Source organism: Natronomonas halophila, from assembly GCF_013391085.1.
Taxonomy (GTDB): domain Archaea; phylum Halobacteriota; class Halobacteria; order Halobacteriales; family Haloarculaceae; genus Natronomonas; species Natronomonas halophila.
Map to the genome: position 1 here is coordinate 3,176,404 of NZ_CP058334.1, position 18,565 is coordinate 3,194,968.

General features: G+C 64.0%; 21 protein-coding genes. 8 read left to right on the forward strand and 13 right to left on the reverse strand.

Translation table 11 applies throughout. From position 1 onward, the window contains the following. Positions 1 to 25: 25 nt before the first annotated feature. Together HWV23_RS16835 and HWV23_RS16840 are read right to left on the reverse strand one after the other, a co-directional pair. Complete coding sequence (locus HWV23_RS16835) at positions 26 to 400, reverse strand: hypothetical protein (protein ID WP_178291536.1); 375 nt, start codon at positions 398 to 400, stop codon at positions 26 to 28. A 65-nt stretch (positions 401 to 465) separates the two neighbouring features. Further along, positions 466 to 1,023, reverse strand: coding sequence for an HD domain-containing protein (locus tag HWV23_RS16840; protein ID WP_178291537.1), 558 nt, complete (start codon positions 1,021 to 1,023; stop codon positions 466 to 468). A gap of 116 nt (positions 1,024 to 1,139) precedes the next feature. Here HWV23_RS16840 and HWV23_RS16845 point away from each other — a divergent pair, with 116 nt between their 5' ends. Then, positions 1,140 to 2,768, forward strand: coding sequence for a rhomboid family intramembrane serine protease (locus tag HWV23_RS16845; protein ID WP_178291538.1), 1,629 nt, complete (start codon positions 1,140 to 1,142; stop codon positions 2,766 to 2,768). Positions 2,769 to 2,777: 9 nt separating this feature from the next. Here HWV23_RS16845 and HWV23_RS16850 read toward each other — a convergent pair whose 3' ends face one another. Together HWV23_RS16850 and HWV23_RS16855 are read right to left on the reverse strand one after the other, a co-directional pair. Beyond that, positions 2,778 to 5,444 (reverse strand): AAA domain-containing protein, encoded by a 2,667-nt coding sequence (locus tag HWV23_RS16850; RefSeq protein ID WP_178291539.1) that lies wholly within the window; start codon positions 5,442 to 5,444, stop codon positions 2,778 to 2,780. A 56-nt stretch (positions 5,445 to 5,500) separates the two neighbouring features. Beyond that, entirely contained in the window at positions 5,501 to 7,138 is a 1,638-nt protein-coding gene (locus HWV23_RS16855) for a PDDEXK family nuclease (protein WP_178291540.1), read from the reverse strand. A 147-nt stretch (positions 7,139 to 7,285) separates the two neighbouring features. On the opposite strand from HWV23_RS16855, the gene HWV23_RS16860 reads away from it, so the two are divergent. Genes HWV23_RS16860 through HWV23_RS16870 form a run of 3 tightly spaced genes read left to right on the forward strand, consistent with a single transcriptional unit; the run spans position 7,286 to position 9,222 of the window. Continuing rightward, positions 7,286 to 7,837 carry a hypothetical protein gene (locus HWV23_RS16860; RefSeq protein WP_178291541.1) on the forward strand — a complete coding sequence of 184 codons (552 nt, stop codon included), beginning with the start codon at positions 7,286 to 7,288 and terminating at the stop codon, positions 7,835 to 7,837. Between the two features lie 54 nt (positions 7,838 to 7,891). Continuing rightward, entirely contained in the window at positions 7,892 to 8,593 is a 702-nt protein-coding gene (locus HWV23_RS16865; RefSeq protein ID WP_178291542.1) for a ribulose-1,5-bisphosphate 5-phosphatase, read from the forward strand. Next, a complete protein-coding gene (locus HWV23_RS16870; RefSeq protein ID WP_178291543.1) occupies positions 8,590 to 9,222 on the forward strand; it encodes a ribulose-1-phosphate aldolase in 633 nt (210 codons plus the stop codon). The genes HWV23_RS16865 and HWV23_RS16870 overlap by 4 nt, the downstream gene beginning before the upstream one ends. Before the next feature lie 137 nt (positions 9,223 to 9,359). Here the strand turns inward: HWV23_RS16870 and HWV23_RS16875 are convergent, their stop codons facing one another. Beyond that, complete coding sequence (locus HWV23_RS16875) at positions 9,360 to 9,518, reverse strand: hypothetical protein (RefSeq protein WP_178291544.1); 159 nt, start codon at positions 9,516 to 9,518, stop codon at positions 9,360 to 9,362. Positions 9,519 to 9,739: 221 nt separating this feature from the next. Here HWV23_RS16875 and HWV23_RS16880 point away from each other — a divergent pair, with 221 nt between their 5' ends. Beyond that, positions 9,740 to 10,597, forward strand: a complete 858-nt coding sequence (locus HWV23_RS16880) for a mechanosensitive ion channel family protein (RefSeq protein WP_178291545.1) — start codon at positions 9,740 to 9,742, stop codon at positions 10,595 to 10,597. 135 nt (positions 10,598 to 10,732) lie between these two features. Then, positions 10,733 to 10,924, forward strand: coding sequence for a hypothetical protein (locus HWV23_RS16885; protein WP_178291546.1), 192 nt, complete (start codon positions 10,733 to 10,735; stop codon positions 10,922 to 10,924). Positions 10,925 to 10,951: 27 nt separating this feature from the next. Here the strand turns inward: HWV23_RS16885 and HWV23_RS16890 are convergent, their stop codons facing one another. From HWV23_RS16890 to HWV23_RS16920, 7 genes are all read right to left on the reverse strand, one after another. Next, on the reverse strand, positions 10,952 to 11,731 hold the full coding sequence (locus tag HWV23_RS16890; RefSeq protein WP_178291547.1) for an HAD-IIA family hydrolase: 780 nt from the start codon (positions 11,729 to 11,731) through the stop codon (positions 10,952 to 10,954). A 30-nt stretch (positions 11,732 to 11,761) separates the two neighbouring features. Continuing rightward, a complete protein-coding gene (locus HWV23_RS16895) occupies positions 11,762 to 11,998 on the reverse strand; it encodes a CDGSH iron-sulfur domain-containing protein (protein WP_178291548.1) in 237 nt (78 codons plus the stop codon). A 40-nt stretch (positions 11,999 to 12,038) separates the two neighbouring features. Next, on the reverse strand, positions 12,039 to 12,878 hold the full coding sequence (locus HWV23_RS16900) for a DUF7537 family lipoprotein (protein ID WP_178291549.1): 840 nt from the start codon (positions 12,876 to 12,878) through the stop codon (positions 12,039 to 12,041). A 42-nt stretch (positions 12,879 to 12,920) separates the two neighbouring features. Continuing rightward, on the reverse strand, positions 12,921 to 13,715 hold the full coding sequence (locus HWV23_RS16905; protein WP_178291550.1) for a DUF7537 family lipoprotein: 795 nt from the start codon (positions 13,713 to 13,715) through the stop codon (positions 12,921 to 12,923). Positions 13,716 to 13,769: 54 nt separating this feature from the next. Then, positions 13,770 to 15,272 carry a PH domain-containing protein gene (locus HWV23_RS16910; RefSeq protein WP_178291551.1) on the reverse strand — a complete coding sequence of 501 codons (1,503 nt, stop codon included), beginning with the start codon at positions 15,270 to 15,272 and terminating at the stop codon, positions 13,770 to 13,772. Continuing rightward, on the reverse strand, positions 15,272 to 15,682 hold the full coding sequence (locus tag HWV23_RS16915; protein WP_425487440.1) for a PH domain-containing protein: 411 nt from the start codon (positions 15,680 to 15,682) through the stop codon (positions 15,272 to 15,274). The genes HWV23_RS16910 and HWV23_RS16915 overlap by 1 nt, the downstream gene beginning before the upstream one ends. A 261-nt stretch (positions 15,683 to 15,943) precedes the next feature. Then, complete coding sequence (locus tag HWV23_RS16920; RefSeq protein ID WP_178291553.1) at positions 15,944 to 16,639, reverse strand: YqjF family protein; 696 nt, start codon at positions 16,637 to 16,639, stop codon at positions 15,944 to 15,946. A gap of 107 nt (positions 16,640 to 16,746) precedes the next feature. Here HWV23_RS16920 and HWV23_RS16925 point away from each other — a divergent pair, with 107 nt between their 5' ends. Both HWV23_RS16925 and HWV23_RS16930 read left to right on the forward strand, forming a co-directional pair. Continuing rightward, a complete protein-coding gene (locus tag HWV23_RS16925) occupies positions 16,747 to 17,259 on the forward strand; it encodes a macro domain-containing protein (RefSeq protein ID WP_178291554.1) in 513 nt (170 codons plus the stop codon). 82 nt (positions 17,260 to 17,341) lie between these two features. Then, positions 17,342 to 17,830: a hypothetical protein gene (locus HWV23_RS16930; RefSeq protein ID WP_178291555.1), complete on the forward strand. Its 489-nt coding sequence runs from the start codon at positions 17,342 to 17,344 to the stop codon at positions 17,828 to 17,830. Here the strand turns inward: HWV23_RS16930 and HWV23_RS16935 are convergent. Continuing rightward, the gene (locus tag HWV23_RS16935) at positions 17,827 to 18,477 is read right to left on the reverse strand and encodes a helix-turn-helix domain-containing protein (RefSeq protein WP_178291556.1); all 651 of its coding nucleotides are present in this window, start codon (positions 18,475 to 18,477) and stop codon (positions 17,827 to 17,829) included. The two genes, HWV23_RS16930 and HWV23_RS16935, sit on opposite strands and share 4 nt — an antisense overlap. Positions 18,478 to 18,565 lie beyond the last annotated feature (88 nt).

The window sequence follows — 18,565 nt, forward strand, 5'->3', positions numbered from 1 at the left end:
TATAGGATCGATTTCCGCAGTTATTTCACTCTCTACCGCCCGCCAACCGTTCGCCGATATCCCGGAAGTACGGCATCAGGAGGACGTTGGCGAGGCCAGCCAGAATCAGCATATAGCCGAGGACGTAGAAGTTACCACCCTCGACCTGCGGCCATAGCCAGACGCCAAAGGACCCAGTCAGCAGGCCCAGCGAGACGCCCATCCCGCCGCCTTCGATTTTCTCGAAGACGAGGAGGGCGACCGCTAATCCGGCGAGGCCAAAGACGAGAATCTCGTACGGCCGGGAACTGAAGTAGGTGACCAAATACGTGAGCACGCCCGAAACGACGATACCGTAACCGATGCGGCGCAACTGCTTCTGCTGGTGGTCCGACTGGGCGTCCCCCTCGTCATCGCTCATGCCCGGTCCTTCGGAGGGAAGCGATTAGTCCTTGCGTTCGGCCGCGGTGCAATGTGATGCCCGATTCAGGCGTCCCGAAGGTCCTCGACGGCCGTCGACCGGAGGCTTGCGGCCGCCACCTCGTCGGCCCGGCGAACGATTTCTGCTTCCAGCGTTGCCGGTTCGACGTTCGTGCGACTGCTGTGTGAGAGAACGATATGGGCGATGTCGACCGGGAGGTTCGCCCGGGAGACGACCGAGACGCCGTAGTAGGGGTGGCCGAGCAGACGGCCGACGTCGGTACGTTCCATGCCGTCGAACTCGTAGAGTTTCGAGACGTCGTGGACCAGCGCGCCCGCGATGACGGTGTCGATATCGATTTCGAGGTCATCGTTGCGCGCGAGCAGGGATTCCGCGAGGCCCAGCGCACAGGAAGTGACGTCCTGAACGTGGTCGACCAACAGCGCGTCGTCGGCGTCCATGTCGAGGTCGTCCTGTGCGGGCGGCAGCCACGGCACCTCGGGCAACTCCTCGATATCGAGCCCGTTGACACCCGCGGCGCTGGTCCACGCCGAGGCGACGCCGGTTCGAAGCGTGTCGTCCTCGATGGTCTCGATTTCCGGAAAGACGGCTTCGATGTCCATACCCGAGGGTTGGCGCCCGACGGCTAAACGCTGTGGAACTCGCGCGGACGGGCCGACAGGCACGAAACGTTGCGACATCGCCGACTTATATATCGGACCACGCCGTGGCCCTCGGTATGGATATCCCGGTCGCCGTCTGGTATCTCACACTTGCGGCCGGCATCGCCGTCTCGCTCGGAGCTTTGTGGCGGCTCGCTCGTCCCGACGGTCGATGGGGTATGCTGGCCCGCAAACGCCTCGTCATGGGCGTTCCGTGGGGGACGCTCATCGCCGTCCTCGGCGTGGCTGCCTTCTATCTCTTCGCGCAGAACGGCCTCGCCAATCCTCGAAACCCCGTCGTCATCCCGTTTCGGGCGTGGGGGTATCTCTACCCGACCGGGATGCTCACCGCCGGGTTCGCCCACGCCGGTCTGGGCCACGTCACCGGCAACCTCCTCGGGACGCTCGTCTTCGGGTCGCTGGCCGAATACGCCTGGAGTCACTTCCCCCGCAAACGGGGGACGACGACCTTCTCGTCGCTTCGAACCAACCCCTTCGCCCGCATCGCCGCGTGGGTCGTCGCGATCTTCCTCGTCGGCGTCTTCTCGGCGCTGTTCGCTCTCGGGCCGGTCATCGGATTCTCCGGCGTCGTCTTCGCCTTCATCGGCTTCGCCTTGGTGCGGTTCCCGCTGGCAACGGTCGCAGCGACGCTACTGTCGGGAGTCGTCCGCCTCGTGTACAACGCGATTCAATCGCCGACGATTACGCAGACAGCCAGCGAATCCTTCTCCCGACCGTGGTGGGCCAACATCGCGATTCAGGGCCACGCACTCGGCCTCTTCGTCGGCGTCGTTCTCGCCGCCGGCCTCCTCTATCGTCGCGATGTGCGACCAAACCCGAGCCATCTCTGGGTGGCCGCACTCGTCATCGCCGCCGACCGCGGCCTCTGGGCGGTTTACGCCATCGAAGGGTCGGGTCGGTTCACCCTCTATCGGGCGCTCGGAACGGCACTCGTCTTCTTGGTCGCCGCCCTCATCGCCAGCGGCGTGACGGCGACGCCGCGGGCGTTCATCGCCAGTATCGACCTCTCGCGGCGGGAAGCCGCCTACGGCCTCCTGTTGGCAACTGTCTTCGCGCTCGCGCTCATCGCCGTCCCGTTCAACCTCTTCGTCGTCGACGACCCCAGCGCCGGCCTCGACGGCGCCGACCCCGTCGAAGTCGGCGATTACACCGTCTTCTACGCCGAGGACGTCGAGAATCAGTATATCCCGGCGATTCCGTTCCCGGCCGGCAACACCTCCGAGGTCAACGCCAGCGGCGTCATCGTCGTCTCCGAACAGCGCAATATCTGGTGGGAGGAAGTCTCCACGAACCGACTCGTCAGCAGCGGCGAGGCGACGATTCGGCTCGGCGGCCTCACCTGGCACGAGGACGTTCGCGCGACACGAACCGAGTGGACCCTCACCGGCGGTGAATCGACCTATAACGTCCAACTCGGAGTCGCTGACACCGACCGCCCGGTCGTCTTCCGCGACGAGCGAGCGACCGCCGACGCGCGTATCGACGGCCGGAACGTCTCCATCGAACCGGTCGGTGACGGCTTCGACATGGTCGTTACACGCGAGAACGAGACGCTCGGGCGGGTGGCGATCCCGGAAAACGGCACCACTACGACTGTCGGCGGCATGACCGTCGAGCGCGACGAGCGGGACCTCCTTGTCGAGCGCGGCGACACGCGGATTCGCATCGCTCGGCGGTCGCGATAGAACTCCCTCTCAGTCGCTGTTCGCCCACTTCAGCATCCGCTCGTAGAACGGCACTGTCGCAAGCGCCCCTGCATCGCCGACGAGGACGAGCGATTTCTTCGCCCGCGTCAGCGCGACGTTGACGCGGCGGTAATCCTCGAAAATCGGGCTTTCGAGGTCCTCGCTGGCGACGAAGGAGAGGACGATGACCTCCTTGGAGGAGCCCTGAAACCGGTCGACGGTGTCGACGGCAATGTCGGCCGGCACGCGACGAGAGATTTCGGCGACCTGCGCGCGGAAGGGTGCGATGACGCCAATATCTTCGGGGGCGACCCCCACCTCGCGGAACGACTGGACGATTTCGGCGACCCGGTCGGCCTCGATGCGGTTGGTGTTGCCATCGGCGCGTCCGTCGGGGTCGACGAAGGAGACGGGGTTCTGGAGTTCCGGCGGGAGCGCGTCGCTTTCGACGCCCGGCAACTGGTCGAGCCGCTGGGCGGCTACCTCACCGTTTGCGGGGCGCAACTGGCTGTCGTAGAACTCCTCGCTAGAGAACCACTGGACGCGCTGGCTCATCCGATACTGCCGGTCGAGCATGACGCCGGCCTCGGGATACGTCTCGATAAGGCGCTCGAAGAGGGATTCCTGCAGGTCGTTTTCGGCACGCACCACGGGCGGCAGTTGCTCGTGGTCGCCGACCAACACGAACCGGTCGGCGAGGTTCGTCGCGAGGAAGGTACCGGGTTCGGTCAACTGGCCGGCCTCGTCGACGACGGCGACGTCGAAGTGTTGCTCTTTGAGCGCTCGGGAGCCACAGGCCGCGGTGGTCGCGGCGACGACCTGTGCGTCCTGCAGTTCGGCGGCGCGCTCTCGGGGGTCGCCGCTGCGTTCCATCCGGTATTCCTGCATGTCGTCGCGGACCCCCGATTCGGAGCCCCAGCGGACGATGTCCGTGAAACCCTGCTCTTCGAGGGCCTCGATGGCGTTGTCGACCGCCCGGTTGGTGAACGCCGACAGGAGGACGCGCTCGCCGCTCCGAACCAGCGTCCGGACCGTCTGGGCCAGCGTGTACGTTTTGCCCGTCCCCGGCGGGCCGTGGACGAGGGCGAAGTCCTCGGCGTTGACGGCCTTGTTGACAGCCTCGTTCTGGGCGTCGTTGTTGTCGATGTAGGTACGCTCCTCGCCGGAGAACTCGGGGTCGCGCCGGCCGAAGAGGACGTCTTTCCGGTCGGGGTCGCCACGAAGTATCGCGTCGTGGAGGGCGGTCAACTGTCGGTCGACGCCGATTTCGGAGGGGTAGACGTCGAGTCGCCGGAGGTCCAGCGGTTCGTCCGCCACGACGACGACGTCCTCGCCCAACTCCTCGACGGTCGCGAGTTCGGCGGTCCCGTCGATGGGGTCGCCGTCGCTGGCGAGAACGCGGTCGCCCTCACGAATCTTCGAGACAGCATCGGAGGTCCGCTCCGCGCGGAGGCGCCAGCGCCCGCCCGAGACGGCACGCCTGTCGAGCGGTTCGAGGTCGATGAGCGCGCGGTCGTCGTCGGCCCGCTCGGTGGCGGTTTGCTCCCAGAGTTTGCGGTACTCCTTGTGGACCTCGCGGCGTTCCTCCTCGATGGCGCGATAGAAGCGCTCGAAGTAGTCGCGTTCTTCTTGAGGGAGGGGTTCGCCGATTTGGCCGGCCTTCGACTCCTTGTCGAGTCGGCCCGAGACGACCATACAGGTGTCCTGCTCGAAGCAGTACTCGCATTTTGCGTTGGCCTCGTAGCCCGTCGGAACGCTCATATCGTGTTCGGCGGCGGCGATTTCGTTTCGCGTCCGGAGGACGAACTGTAGGAACCCCGACCCGATAGAGAACTCCTTGGCTGGCGAGAGGTCACCGGACTCCTCGTTGCGCTCTAAGGCGGTGTTCTTGGTATAGAGTAGCGTCCCGGTGTCCGGTGCGTCTTCGAGGTTGCCGGCCAGAAGGAGAGCATAGCAGGCGGCCTGCACCTTGTCCTGGAATCGCGGTTCCTTGGTCAGGTTCTTGCCTGTCTTCAGTTCGACGGGCATCCCCCGGCGGACGGCGTCGGCCCGGCCCTTGATGCCGAACTGCTTGGAGATGAGCGTCTGCTCGGAGCGCCACGTGTCGGCGTCGTCGCCGAGGCGCCCCTGCTGGAGCCAGCCCTGAATCGCGGCGGCGTTCTCTCGGATGTCGTCAGCGACCGAGTCAGCCGTCTCACCCAGCAGGCCGATATCGAGAGCGGCCTCTGCGACGCGTTCCTCGATGCTGTCATCGAGGTCTCGCCCTCGGAGCAGGTCGCCGAACACCTCGTGGACGACGGTCCCCTTGATGACCGGGTACTTCAGCGGGATGCCGGTGAGTTTGTTGAGGTAGTACATCCGGGGGCACTGGACCCACGAGCGGATGTCCGTCACGTCGACGAGGAAATCGGGGTCGACCACGACCAGTGAGTCGCCGGTCGTCGAATACTGTATCTCTCCCTTAAACTTGTCTTCCTCGACGTTCGTGACGAGTAACTCCATCCCCTCGGTCAGCAGTTCCGCGGTTTCGGTCCAGTCGCCCCACAGCGTCACCGACACGGGGTCGCGGGCGCCCCGTTCGGGACGGACCGTCACCTCGGCGAGTTCCGAGGTGCCGTAACTCGTCTCGACGGTCCGGGGGTCGCCTGCCTCGACGATGGGGCCGCGAAGGTTCACACACGCACCAACGCGCTCGGCGGAAAAACGCTATCGGTCGGTCGATGCTTTTGCGCTTATGAGAACATCGTCTCAAGAGCCCCCTTAGCGGTTTCCAGGTCGAGAGTGTCGGACCCATAGAAGACGGACAGTGGGAACTCGGTGTCGTTGTCGTACTCTGCCTGCCAGTAGCGAGCTAATTCCGTGAAGGTGTCCGCCCGGACCAACCTGATGTCGATGCCACCGACCTGTGTCTCTAGCTGATTCGCCCGTTGTTCTGCTGATTTCGCGAACTCAGGAGCGATGATAAAGAACCACTCGACGTCATGTTGCTGGTTTTTCGTATCGATGTAGTCCTTTATTTTGGCCCTGGTATCTGCGTCGAGCTTGAACTTTCCCGAACGTCGCTTGTTATCCCAGAGGAGCCATTTCCCGTCTTGTTCGATTTGCCCATCAGCAACATTTCCGCCGCCGGTTTGGCCCAGTAATTCGGTCCCAGAGAGATTGAACACGTCCTCGAAAATCTCGGCCGTTGCGCGTTCGAAGAGTATCTCCAACTTCTTCGATTTGTCCGGTTCATCGACTATCGTCTGGAGCTGTGGAGGTATCTTCTCGATTTTACCGTCTGCGATATCCTCGAAGCACTGCAGATAGAGCTCTGATTCCGGTTCACCCTCTTCGACGCTCTTCTGTGCCCGTTCGAAGTATTCGATAGTCTTCTCAATCATCTCGTTCCGCCGTCGCTTGTGTGCATCGATGCCGTACTCGTCGACGATATCTTTTAAGTCGTCTTTCGTGAGCGTCTCGTCCAACAAATCACTCGGATAAACGCCTGCTTCGACGAGACTTTTCCGGCGCCTATCGTTCCGCCCTCCCGTTTTCGTGTTGATATCGAAGGTTTCGCGGGCCTCGATAAGCCTCGATTGACTGTCGAACTGGTCGAGGCTCTCTAACATCGTCCGGAAGTTCTCGTCGGCTATCTCGTAGCTGACCCACTCTTGGATTATATCGTCGTAGTCCTCCGGGATGCCGACGATATTCTGCCCGTCCTCGATAACCTCGTAGACGAGGGCTTGTTCCTGTAACGACCAGAGGCCTTTTTCAATCGTATCGAGAGCGTGTTCGGGCTTTTCGGAGCGAGAAACCTTCGGGAAGCGGTTGATAGTCGAGAGGCGCTTGAACATATCCCGCCACGTGTAGTGCTCGTGCTTCCATTGCTGCTGCTCGTTGTACAGTTCCGTGTATCTGTATATCAGGTGTAGTTCCGAATCGTCAACATCTGAGCCGTGATTGACGGCTGCCTTCGAGAGGTGAAAGAGCGTATCGTCGTCGGAAAACTCGGAATCCGAACCCTCCGCGATGATCTCTCTTTGCCATTCCTGAACCGTTTCCAGCAACGAGTCCTTCGGCATCGAGTATCCGGACTCCCTGATAAGCGTCCGAAGAATTCCGTACCGAATGACCAACGCTTGGTACGGTGAGTTGTTTATCGACCCCAGACGTGGAGGCGTGAAATCCGTAAGTTCAGTCCGGACCCGGTTCTCATCGGCTAATGCAGGAGCATACGTCTCAAGATATTTTTCTCGGTCGTCGAACCCCTCGTGCTTGAACGATTCTGGGTCGAAATCATTGGTTTTCGTCTTCGTTGAGTCCTTCAAGAAGCGTTTCTCTTCGTATGAATTCCACTCTTGATCAACTAAATCAGAGAGTTGCATGCTAACTAGGTGCAACCTCCGCTTGCGGCTATTATAAAATTACACAATGGTTTAAAAATAGTAACGTATCTTCAGGGATGCTTTCGCTACATGGAATAAAGGTCCGAAGCCGATACCTTCTTTCCTGACTAATGCCCAACCACAGGTATGCGCGTCCGTGACTGGGAGGATATCCTCGAAGACGTGGTCGAGTCGAATGCGGAGCCCAGCGGCTGGCGTGCCGTCGCCGGTGACCGCCGCGGCGGCGTGGGCGAGGACCTCTTCGTCGGCCATCCCTCCGTCGGGGTCTACCAACTGAAGACCTACGCCAAGAACCCCTTCGAGGTACAGGGCGTCGGCGCTCAGGTCGCCCGAAAGGTCGACGACGAACTCGACCCGCTGTTTCCGGGCAAGGACAGCGGCGGCCGCTTCGGCGTCAATCAGGGCTTCGGTGACGAAGACGAGGCCAAAGAGCGGGCGAAGGAACTCGAAACCGTCCTCGAAACCCACGCCGACGCGCCGACGACGGGCGATGCGCTCTTCGAGGACGTAATGGATGCCCTCGATAGCCCCGCCTTCGGGCCGATGGAGTACGATATGTACGACCGACCCGACGAACTCGACGACCTTTCGGAGACTTTCGAGGAGGCCGAGGACCTGCTCTCGAAGGAACTGGACGACCTTATCGAGGAATCCGACGTAGGCCGCGGGTTCCAGTAAGCGGCCCCCGAACCGACACCGCGACTTATCACCCTCGTCCGCCTACGAGGAGCCATGACCGTCGACGCCGTGCTGTTCGACCTCGACAACACGCTGTATCCGTACGCCCCGTGTAACGAGGCGGGCAAGCAGGGCGCCCTCGAGGCCGCCCGCGAACGCGGCTACGACCTCGACAGGGAGGCGTTCGAGGACCTCTACCAGCGGGGTCGACGCGAGACGAAACTGGATACGGCAGGTGCGGCCGCCGCCCACAGTCGAACGCTCTATTTCAAACACGCGCTCCGCGCACACGTGGGCCGACCGGTCCCCGAGGATGCGCTGGCGCTCGGGGAGGCGTTCTGGTCGGCGTACATCGACGCCATCGAACCCTTTTCCGGGCTTGAGGAGACCATTGCCGAACTCGCCGACGCCGGCGTAGCCGTCGGCATTACGACCGACCTGACTACTCGACTTCAGTTGCGGAAACTACAGGTGCTGGGCATCGACGACCGGGTCGACGCCGTGGTCACGTCCGAGGAGGCCGGCCGCGAGAAGCCAGGCTCGGTACTGTTCACGCTGCCGTTGGCGCGTCTGAACTGCCGGCCGACGGACGCGGTGATGGTCGGCGACGACCCCCCGAAGGATATCGCAGGCGGGAACGCAGTGGGGCTGGAGACCGTCCTGTTCAATGGCGAGGTCGCCCCCGAGGCGCCCCCCGAACATCACCCGGACCACGAGGTCGAATCGCTGGGGGAGGTTCTGGAGGTGGCGCTGTGAACCTCGCCGCCGAGCGGCGGGCCATCGTCGAACACGCGCCGCGACTCGCGGCGCTGACGCCCGGACGGACCGGCAACTGCAGCGTCCGCTCGGGCGACGCGTTCGCGGTGACGCCGACCGGCGTTCCCTACGACTCCTTCGACGCCGAGGACGTGCCCCTCGTGGGCGTCGACGGCGAACGACGCGGCGGCGGGATGAAGCCGAGCAGCGAGGTCCCGATGCACGCCGCCATCTACCGACGGGAGGACGTCGGGGCCATCGTCCACACCCACTCACCGTGGACGACGTCGTTGGCTATCGCCGGCGAGGACCTGCCGCCGATTCACTACATGATCGTCGCGGTGGGCAAGCGCGTCCCTATCGCGGAGTACGCCCGCTACGGCACGGCCGAACTGGCCGAAAACGTCGTCGAAGCGATGCGGGCGGCCGAGGCCAGCGCGGCGATACTCCGAAGTCACGGGTTGGTCGTCACCGGCCCCGACCTGCCGACGGCTATCGAGAACACCGTCCACGTCGAGAGCCTCGCCCGGATGTACCTGACTGCACGCGGGGCGGGCTTCGAACCGACCGAACTCACGGACGAAGAGTTGGAGGCGGTCCTCGAAGCGTTCGAGGACTACGGGCAGTAGCGGCGTCGGCGCTGTTCGGGAACGCGTGGACGGAAATAATCGAGAGAAGGAGAGGACCACTCTCCGAGCGCACTATCGGGTCGGACCGGCCGTTGGCAGCGACCGACCCGGGGCCGACACGGCGTCGGCCCGCCGGGTTAGTCCTCCTCGACCTTGGTGTAGCTTCTGTAGCTCATCACCGACCCGTCGACGATGACCGTATCCATGCCGTGTTGCTGTTCGTGCGGCGGGTCGTCGCCGATGGCTTCCGTTTCCGCTTCACCGTAATCGTATGGGGTATGGTCTGTGTCAACCATACTCGTGGGTCAGCGCTCCTTGCATATAAAACCTCGTCAGACAACAGTTCGAAAACCGGTGAAAACGGACTGCAGAGCGCCCGAACGTCAAATATTGCGGACTAGAGAGTAACGAATCGGAAACACATAAATCTGGTCCCCACCCGAGCGCCTCGGTACGACGGGCAACGCGGGGCCCGCGTGAGACCAAGGTTCATTTCCCTGCCAGCGTTTGGGCCCGTATGGTCGTTTCTCCGTCGGTTTCGGAACTGTTATCCAAGTATACGGCTCTTCTCGGGCAACTCGGCGAATTCGTCCTCGTGACGCTCATCGTGTACGTTTTCGGTCGGCTGGTGGTCCAACCGCTCGTCAGTTGGGGGTTCGCGCGATGGAACCTGGAGCCGACGCTGGAGCGAACGATAGAGAAGTTCCTCGGGGCGGGTATCGTCGTCGGCGCGGTCGTCGTCGGGGCGTGGGCGGCGGGGTTCGGCGGCCTCCTCGGCGGGTCGGCACTTATCTTCGCGGCCCTGACGCTTGCGGTCGGCTTTGCAGCACAGGACGTTCTCTCGAACTTCGTTGCAGGCGTATTCATCGTGCAAGACCCGAACTTCAACATCGACGACTGGATAGAGTGGGACGGCAGGGCGGGATTTATCAGTGATATCGGCTTTCGCGTGACCCGCATCCGGACGTTCGACAACGAGACGGTCACCGTGCCGAATACCGAACTGGCGACGACGCCGGTGACGAACCGGATGAGCAACGAGATGCTTCGTATCTCGTATACGGTCGGCATCGGCTATACGGACGACATCGACGCCGCCACGCGAGTCCTGCTGGACGTCGCTGACGAGCACGACGTGATTCTCGACGACCCGGAGCCGACCGTTCGGGTCGCCGACCTCGCGGACACGGCGATTCTCCTGCAATCGCGGTTCTGGATTGCCGACCCCGACCGCGAGGACTTCTCGGAGACGCGCTCCGAGTACATCCAGACCGTCACCGAGCGGTTCCGGGCCGCCGACGTCGACCTCAGCACGACCAGCCAACACGAACTGGCCGGCGAACTCACGGTCCACGAAGCCCCGCCCGAACCGTAGGCGTGTAGCCACCTTCGGACATCGCCCCCGCCAGCGAGCCATGACGACGCCGGTGCCTCACGGCTTGCCGCCACGAACCTAGTGGCTGGCGGCGCCGACAGAAGACATATGATTCGTAGAACCGGTCATCAAGATATGGTTCGTTCATCCCTCCGGGTCGCCCTCTGTGTAGTCCTCGGGGTCTTCGCAGGGAGCCTCCTCGGCCCCCTGTTCGTTCCTGACCCGACGGGCGTGCTCGCGGCCGTCATCACGGTCGGCGTCTCGGCCGTCATTAGTGTGGTTCTCTACCGTTCCGCTTGGCTACGGGGACAAGGCGCGGACGCGTAGTGGTCTTCCACCAGCCGAATCAATCCCTCAGACGAGCACGGTCTCCAACTCCGCCAGCGAGTCGATGACGTAATCGGGCTGTATATCGCGTTCCGCGACGTCGGCGTCGGTCGCCACGCCGGTTCGAACCAGTACCGTCGTCATGCCCGCCCGCTCGCCGAGGGCCATGTCCGTGTTGAGACGGTCGCCGACGACGAGACACCGCTTGGGGTCGACGCCGAGCGAATCGAGTACCGCCTGTTGGGCCTCCGCCGAGGGTTTGCCGAGTATCTTTTCGGGCGTTCGCTCGACGATGCCGCCGACGGCGTTGATGATGGCGCCGGACCCGGGAACCATCCCCTCGGCGGCCGGTACCAGCAGGTCGGGGTCGGTCCCGTAGAAGGCGGCCCCCGCCTCCAGTGCGCGATAGCCCGCCAGCATGTCCCCGTAATCGAACTCGATGTCGTAGGAAGCGACCAGTACGTCGGCCGTCGTCGCGTCCGAAACCGTCGAGAGGCCGGCGGCTTCGAACTGTTCGACCAGTCCCTCGGACCCGATGACGAAAATCCGGTCGTCGGCGTGTTCGTCCGCGAGGAACCGCGTCGTCACCGTGCCCGCGGACAGGACCTCCGATTCGTCGACGTCGACGCCGAGTCCTTCGAGCCGTTCGGCGTAGGCGGCCCGGGATTTCGTCGGGTTGTTCGAGAAAAACAGGAGGTCGACCCCGTCGGCCCGGAGCCGTTCGATGGCCGCCGCGGCGCCGGGCAGCAACTCGTCGCCGCGGTAGACCGTTCCGTCGAGGTCGAGCACTGCGGCCTCGTAGTCCATACGCCGGATAGGGCGGCGACTGATAAGTGGCTATTCGTCGGCGAAGACGAGTTCGTCGATGACGCGCCGCTCCTTTTCGTCGTCATCGTCCTCGTATTTATAAAGGGTGTCCTCCTCCTCGTCGGTGGTTCCGTTGTGCGACCCGTCACACAGCGGCTTGGTATCGGAGAGGCCGCACCGACAGATGAACACCTTGCCGTCGTCACCGAGGTCGTCCTCGTCCAGTACGTCCGGGCCGTTCGCGTCGTGGCGGACTTCGCGTGCCATACCGTCTCAATCGGTGGCGGTCGGAAAAAGCGTACGGCGGTCAGGAGTCGTCGGCTTCGTCGAACCACGTCGGCCGTTCGACGGTCGTCGAGCCGACTTCGCCGACCGACATCCGGGCGGTCACGTCGTTGTCCGCCTCGACGACGAACATGGCCGCGCGAACCGCGCCCTCGCTGTCGACGACGATACTCACGTCGAAGCGGTCGAGGCGGTCCTCATCGACTTCGGTACCGAGGATGGCCTGAGGGTCGGTGACCTCGGCGCTCGTGTATCGGTAGTAGGTTCCGTTGTCGGTCTCGAAGACCTCGGCGTCGTTGTACTCGACGCTTCCCAGAAGCGGACCGATGAACTGGACGCCCGAGAACTCCTCCATGTTGTACTGCCGGTCCGAGGAGTTGTACCGGGTGTCGTCGCCGGTTTCGTCGCGAACGTAGACGCGGTCGTCCTCGTAGTAGAACGCCTGTGCGCCCTGACTCGTGTCACGGACGACGTAGGCGACCTCACCCTCGTTGTCGACGATGGTGTTGTAGGTAAACGAGGTGTTGCCCTGTGCGGTTTCCAGCCGGCTCTGGTAAGTAAAGAGGTAGTTGGGATAGTTGAGCAGGGCGTCCACATGGGCGGCCGTTGCGGTTCCGGCGTCACTGACGCCGCTGGCGTTGTAGCCCGGCGGGTAGGAAGCGTCTTCGGGGCCGTCACCGCCCTCGCCGCCCGGATTGGCACCGGGAACCGACTCGGCGGGCGTCGGCGTCACAGTGGGCGTTGCGGTCCCCGAATCGGGTGTCGGAGTTCCCCCGGGGTCGTCCCAGACGGGGAGTGCTGAACAACCTGCTAGCGGCAGAAAGACGGCGACAACAAGAGTCAGGGCGACTCGGCGGTCCATGGCGACCCGTACCACCGAGGCGATAAAAACGCTATGACCGAATCAGGAATCGCCGGTCTGGTCGGCCCACTCAGGCCGTTCCACCGTCGTGTCCCCGAGGTTCGTGAGTTCGAACTCCATCGTCGCCGAGCGCTCCTCGCCGTCGACCATGTAGGCGAGTTCGTAGGTCGCGCTGTGGATGACCCCGTCGGAGTCGACGACGAAGGTAGCCTGGAAGTCAGAGACGCTATCGGGGTCGTTGACGCCGAGCACGCCGTTGGCGTTGTCGATGTCGGTCGTCTGGTAAACGACGACCGGAACCCCGTTCCGTCGGTCGACGGTCGCGTTGTAATCGGTCGCGTTCAGGAGAAGCGGTTCGACGGCCTCCGAGGCCGTCAACTGTTCGGGCGGGAACGTCTCGTTTTCGACGCTGACGTTGCCCTGCTCGCCCTCGTATTCGGCCAGCGAGTAGCGTTTATCGTTCTCGTAGTAGTTGTTGATAGTCGCGTTGACCCGCGGGGATGCGACTTCGGCGTGCTGGTAGGCCTGCTCGGCCTCGAAGTCCACGCGGTATTCCACGTCGACGTCGGTTTCGCCCTCGCCGGTCGTGACGACGTAGCCGTAGTCGGCGGTGTAGTTGTCCTGTGTCTGCACCGCGGCGGTGTACGTTTCGAGGGCCGTCTCCCCGTCAGTTACACCTTCGGCGCCGAAGCCATCGGCGTGCTCGAACGCCGAGGGGTCCTCGGGGAGTTCCTCCGTCGGTGTCCCGTCTCCGCCCCCGTTGCCGACGAGGCCGGAACACCCCGACAGCAGAACGAAAGCGGCCAGTACGACAGTCAGCGTCGCGCGTGATACCATATCGGTCGTGGTGTCGAACGGGGCTTAAGCGTGGTGGCCCGCAGTCGGTCGAAATCAGTCGTCTGCCGCCAGTTCCGACGGGTCCGCGGCGATGGCTTCGAGCCGTTCGCGGCGACGCTCCTCCCGGCGACGAGCCAGCGCGGCCTGCAGGCGGTCGGCGACCGATTCCCGAATGTCCTGTGCCGTCTCCGCGTCGATGTCCAGCGCCCGCGGTTGCCCGCTCGTCAGGCCGCTACTGCCGGCGGTATCGACCACGAGCGTCGCCAGTCGACGGCGCCGCTGGAACACCGATTGGGAATCGAGGACGGTCTGGACGCGATAGTAGGGGACGACCGTTATCGTGCGCGTCCAGAAACCCTCCCGGAGGACGATGTATTCGTCCTGAAGGTCGTAGCCGAGATTCACCCACTTGAGGTGGGCGGCGACCGGGACGACCGCGAACAGTCCGGCCGTCGCGTACCACGCGAACGTGATGTCCGTCATCCGATTGACGGCGTAGGCGATGGCGACGACGACGGCGACGACGATGGCGTATCGGGCGACGTAGCGCTCGCGGGCGCGCTTGGGCGGGCGTTCGAAATCGAGGTCAGCGAAGGCTTCGACCGACTGGGCGAGCGACAGGACGCGCGTCCGGTCCGCGAGCGGAATCGCCGACTGTGACCCGGCGTCGCCGGGTGCATACCCCGCCGTCTCGACGGCCAGCGAGGCGTATCCAAGCCGACGGGCGATGACGTTCTCCGAAACCGAGAGCGTCTGGACCTTCTCCAGCGGGATACTACCGCTGAACCGCTGGAGCAGGCCGCGTTCGTAGAGGAGTTCGTCGCCTCGGCGGGCAAGCCGGAAGTCGTAGTAGTTCGCCACCGCGAGCAGGCCGCTGATTGCCGCCGTCACGGCGACGATGGCGACGGCCACGAGCGGCGCCGTCGTCGCCAGCGCAATCAGAGGGTCCTGAAACGGGTCACCGAACCGGCGCTGGACCGGCGGGAAGACGACCGGCAGAATCACCGTCACGAAGCCGAGCAACCGCAGGTCGACGCCGACGAGGCCGAGCAAGCCGAGTTCCTTCGGCGTGATGGCGAACAGTTCCTCCTCGGTCGTCGATTCGGGCGATTCCTCACCCTCCGTCTCACCGCGTTTCAGCCGCGCGATTTCGGACTGAAGCCGCTCGGCTTCCTCGGTGCTGACGTATCGGAGCGACGCCTCCGTCGAGGAGCCACCGGCCGTTTCGAGGTCGATACGCGACAGTCCGAGCAGGCGCTGGACGACGTTCCGACTGATGTCGACGTTCTGAATCCGTCGAATCGGGATTTCGCGCTGGCGACGGGAGACGACGCCCGAGGCGATATCCAGCGTGTCCTCGGTGAGTTCGTAGTCGAACCGCTGGTAGTAGACCAGTTGGTAGGCCGTCGCGACGACGAACCACGCGACGACGAGCAGGCCGATTCCGGTGGGGCCGCTGATGCCCGACGTGCCGACGAAGGCGATGACGAGCACCCACGCTAACCGAACGACCGATTCGCCGGCCCGATACGGAATCGAAAGCGGGTTCAGCTTCATTAGACGGCGTCTTCGCCCTCCGCGGCGATGGCGAGCTGTTTCAATCGTGTCTGGAGGTCCTCGGCCCGCTCCGGTGTCAGTCCGGGAATCGAGACGTCAGCGCCCCGGGAGCCGGCGGTGTAGACGACCGTCGTCGCCAGCCCGAAGGCGCGTTCTGTCGGTCCACGGCGCACGTCGACGTGCTGGATGCGGACGTAGGGTGCGACCGTCGAGACACGCGTGACGACGCCGCGTTGCAGGAGCAGCGAATCAGTCCGAAGCTGGTAGGACCAGATTCGATACCGGAGGACGGCGAAGACGACGCTCAACAGGAAGACGACGACGGCGACTGCGGCACCGACCCAGGGGCCGCCGACCGGTGCGAAGAGGAACGCGACGGCGGCGATAAGCCCGAGAACGACCGACGAGATTGCGCCTTGCAGCACCCAGACGGCCTGTATCGACGGTTCGAGCGTCCGTTCGTCACCGATGAGTTCCTCGATATCCGGTACGGACTCTCCCGGTGACGGCCGGTCGTCGCCAGCGGGGGTGACCGCCGGCTGTAGCGCCTCCTCGAAGGGACTCGCGTCCGGCCCGCCGTCGTCACGTTCGTCCATTACCGGCGATTATGCCCCGGCCGTATTTAGTAGGTCATGTCCATCGGTCGGGTTGCTGTGGGCGGCGGCACGCACCTATCGGCGTCGGATGCGGCCGGCGGTCACGTCGATGGGTGCCGCGAAGTGGAGAATCGGGTCGTCGTCGGGATGGTCGAAGCCGTTTGCGCCGAAGAGGGTGTTTTCCTCGATATCAGCCGTCGCTTCGGCCAGCGACCACGGTTCGTGGTTGATGTCGCCGTAGTATATCCGGCCGCTGTCGCTGGTCGTATAAAAGCGGTAGCGCTCGGTGAGGAACTCGGCGCGGGAGCCTTCCTCCGGCGTGGTGAACTCGCCGTCGGGGCCGTAGCGGGCGTCGAACCGAACTGTGGACGCACTCGGAGAGCGGCGTCGGCTCCGAAAGGTCACCTCGCGGTCGGTCCCTTCGCCGGTCGTATCGATGTCCATCTCGGCGCGGTAGTACGGGAGACGGAACAGGGTTTGAGCGAGTTTGACGCCGATACGGTCGTCGGCGTCGAGATTGAAGAAGTAGACGCCGGGCGTCCCGTCGACGGTGACGTAGGTCCGGAGGTTGAGTTCGCCGAACTGCAGGCCGAGCGGCGCCCCGCGCAGGCGGATATCGTCCATGACGAAGGGGACGACGCCGAGGTAGGCGTCGCCGTCGTGGGTGTCGACCGACACGCCGTCCGGGAGTTGCGCGGCGACCGTCGCGGGAGCGACCGGCCAGTGGGCGAACAGCAGGTCGCGCCATCGCATCGAGAGCAATGTCCGCATACCTCACGCAAGGACGGGAAGGGGTTTCGGCCTACCGATTCCGGTGGCTTACGAGCGGTTCTGGTGGCTGCCCAGAATTTTTGCTGTCGGCCGTCGAACGCACGCGTATGGAGTTCCGGGTGGTACAGGGAGACATCGCGGCACAGTCGGCGGACGCGCTGGTCAACGCCGCCGGGACCAGTCTCCAGATGGGATCCGGTGTCGCTGGCGCGCTCAGACGCGCCGCCGGCCGGGGACTCAACGAGGAAGCGGTCTCGAAGGGGCCGGTCGACCTCGGCGAGGTGGCGGTGACCGACGCCTACGACCTCGATGCCGATTACGTGATTCACGCCGCGGCGATGCCCCACTATGGCGACGGGCAGGCGACCGCCGAGAGCATCCGTGACGCGACGCGGAACACCCTGGAGACGGCCGACGAACTGGGCTGTGAATCGCTGGTGATTCCCGCTCTCGGCTGTGGCGTCGCGGGGTTCGACATCGAGGACGGTGCCCGTATCATCGCCGAGACGATTGCGGAATACGACCCCGAAACGCTGTCCGACGTTCGGTGTATCGCCTACAGCGATGACGAATACGCAACGGTCGACAGGGTCACCGGGACCGTCCGCAGCAGCGAGTAGGCTGCCCCGTGACGGCGGTGTATTTAATCACCCGGCGTATCGCGGCATCACCCACAGGTAGGTCCGGCAAGTAGCCACGCCCATGCGACGGAGTCTCTCGTATCTGTTGGCCGTCATCAGCCTTTTCGGCCTGCTCGGGGCTGGAGTCGGACTGGCCGCGAACTTCACTATCAGTTTCTTCATCGAACAGTTCGTCCAACCGGGGACCGACCCGCTGGATAGCACCCAGATCGGCATCATGCTTCTCGTCGCGATTTTCGTCGCCTATACGGCTGGCCCAATCGTCGCCGGCATCGCCGGCGCGTGGGTCGGACGGAACCTCCCCGAGCGGGAAGCGCTCGCGGGTATCATCGCCGGTACCGGCGGGTTCGCCGGGTTCTACGTCTTCATCGGACTGGCGCTGCTGTTTACCTTCTCCGTCCTCGCGGAGTTCAGCGCGCCCGGCGGAGGCGGTGGCGGTGGGGGCGGCCCCCTCGACCCGTCGGGACTGGTGACGTTGATGGTACAGGTGAGCCTCCTGACCGGACTCGTCGGCTTCGGGACGGCGTATCTGACCAGTAGAATCGATTAGTGGGCGATTTCGGAGAGCATCCGTGCCTCGATTTTGCGGAGGTGCTCCCCGACGGTCGTCGTCGAGAGGTCGAGTTCGTCGGCGATGTCCTGATGGGTCGCCCGCCGGGGCACCTCGTAGTAGCCGAGGTCGGCGGCCGTGTTCAGAATCTCGCGCTGGCGGTCGGTCAGAAGCGAGGAGAGTTCCCGGAGTTCGGGGTCGTAATCGGAGAGTTGTTCGAGTTCGACCCGGATGCCCTCTGGGACGTCCTCGATGGCGCGGCGTACGGTCTCTTCTTGACCGATGAGTGCGACGCGGAAGCCGCCTTCGGGGCCGTATTCGATGGGGGTATCGAGGACGAACTCGTGTTGCTGGGTGAGACTGAGCAGGCCGGAGGCGATCCGTGTCGGTTCGGCGTGAATGTAGGCCTGCAGGCCGTCGCGGACCGAGGAGACGTTATAGGAGATGACGGCGGGGTGGTCCTCCAGGATTTCGAGGAGGGCGTCGTTGTCGCCCCGAAGTTGGGTCAGGAGAACGACGGTTCCGTCGTTCAGGCGGTTGATGTGGAGAATCGCCTCCCGTGTCAGCGATGGCTCCTGCTGTATCTCTCCGCTGACGGGGTCGATGTCACCCTCCGTGGGGATGAGGGAGACTTTGACGTACCGCATCGTGACCCACGGTTGGCATCCCCGGTATATATGTCCCCTGCTCGCGCCGTCAAGAAGGGCCCGGAGATAGACGGCAGCAGGCGTAACC

Bases quoted from the DNA above. Each gene is read 5' to 3' on its own strand.
- HWV23_RS16835 (WP_178291536.1), bottom strand. From the start codon at position 400: ATGAGCGATGACGAGGGGGACGCCCAGTCGGACCACCAGCAGAAGCAG.
- HWV23_RS16840 (WP_178291537.1), bottom strand. From the start codon at position 1,023: ATGGACATCGAAGCCGTCTTTCCGGAAATCGAGACCATCGAGGACGAC.
- HWV23_RS16845 (WP_178291538.1), top strand. From the start codon at position 1,140: ATGGATATCCCGGTCGCCGTCTGGTATCTCACACTTGCGGCCGGCATC.
- HWV23_RS16855 (WP_178291540.1), bottom strand. From the start codon at position 7,138: ATGCAACTCTCTGATTTAGTTGATCAAGAGTGGAATTCATACGAAGAG.
- HWV23_RS16860 (WP_178291541.1), top strand. From the start codon at position 7,286: ATGCGCGTCCGTGACTGGGAGGATATCCTCGAAGACGTGGTCGAGTCG.
- HWV23_RS16865 (WP_178291542.1), top strand. From the start codon at position 7,892: ATGACCGTCGACGCCGTGCTGTTCGACCTCGACAACACGCTGTATCCG.
- HWV23_RS16875 (WP_178291544.1), bottom strand. From the start codon at position 9,518: ATGGTTGACACAGACCATACCCCATACGATTACGGTGAAGCGGAAACG.
- HWV23_RS16880 (WP_178291545.1), top strand. From the start codon at position 9,740: ATGGTCGTTTCTCCGTCGGTTTCGGAACTGTTATCCAAGTATACGGCT.
- HWV23_RS16885 (WP_178291546.1), top strand. From the start codon at position 10,733: ATGGTTCGTTCATCCCTCCGGGTCGCCCTCTGTGTAGTCCTCGGGGTC.
- HWV23_RS16890 (WP_178291547.1), bottom strand. From the start codon at position 11,731: ATGGACTACGAGGCCGCAGTGCTCGACCTCGACGGAACGGTCTACCGC.
- HWV23_RS16895 (WP_178291548.1), bottom strand. From the start codon at position 11,998: ATGGCACGCGAAGTCCGCCACGACGCGAACGGCCCGGACGTACTGGAC.
- HWV23_RS16900 (WP_178291549.1), bottom strand. From the start codon at position 12,878: ATGGACCGCCGAGTCGCCCTGACTCTTGTTGTCGCCGTCTTTCTGCCG.
- HWV23_RS16905 (WP_178291550.1), bottom strand. From the start codon at position 13,715: ATGGTATCACGCGCGACGCTGACTGTCGTACTGGCCGCTTTCGTTCTG.
- HWV23_RS16910 (WP_178291551.1), bottom strand. From the start codon at position 15,272: ATGAAGCTGAACCCGCTTTCGATTCCGTATCGGGCCGGCGAATCGGTC.
- HWV23_RS16920 (WP_178291553.1), bottom strand. From the start codon at position 16,639: ATGCGGACATTGCTCTCGATGCGATGGCGCGACCTGCTGTTCGCCCAC.
- HWV23_RS16925 (WP_178291554.1), top strand. From the start codon at position 16,747: ATGGAGTTCCGGGTGGTACAGGGAGACATCGCGGCACAGTCGGCGGAC.
- HWV23_RS16930 (WP_178291555.1), top strand. From the start codon at position 17,342: ATGCGACGGAGTCTCTCGTATCTGTTGGCCGTCATCAGCCTTTTCGGC.
- HWV23_RS16935 (WP_178291556.1), bottom strand. From the start codon at position 18,477: ATGCGGTACGTCAAAGTCTCCCTCATCCCCACGGAGGGTGACATCGAC.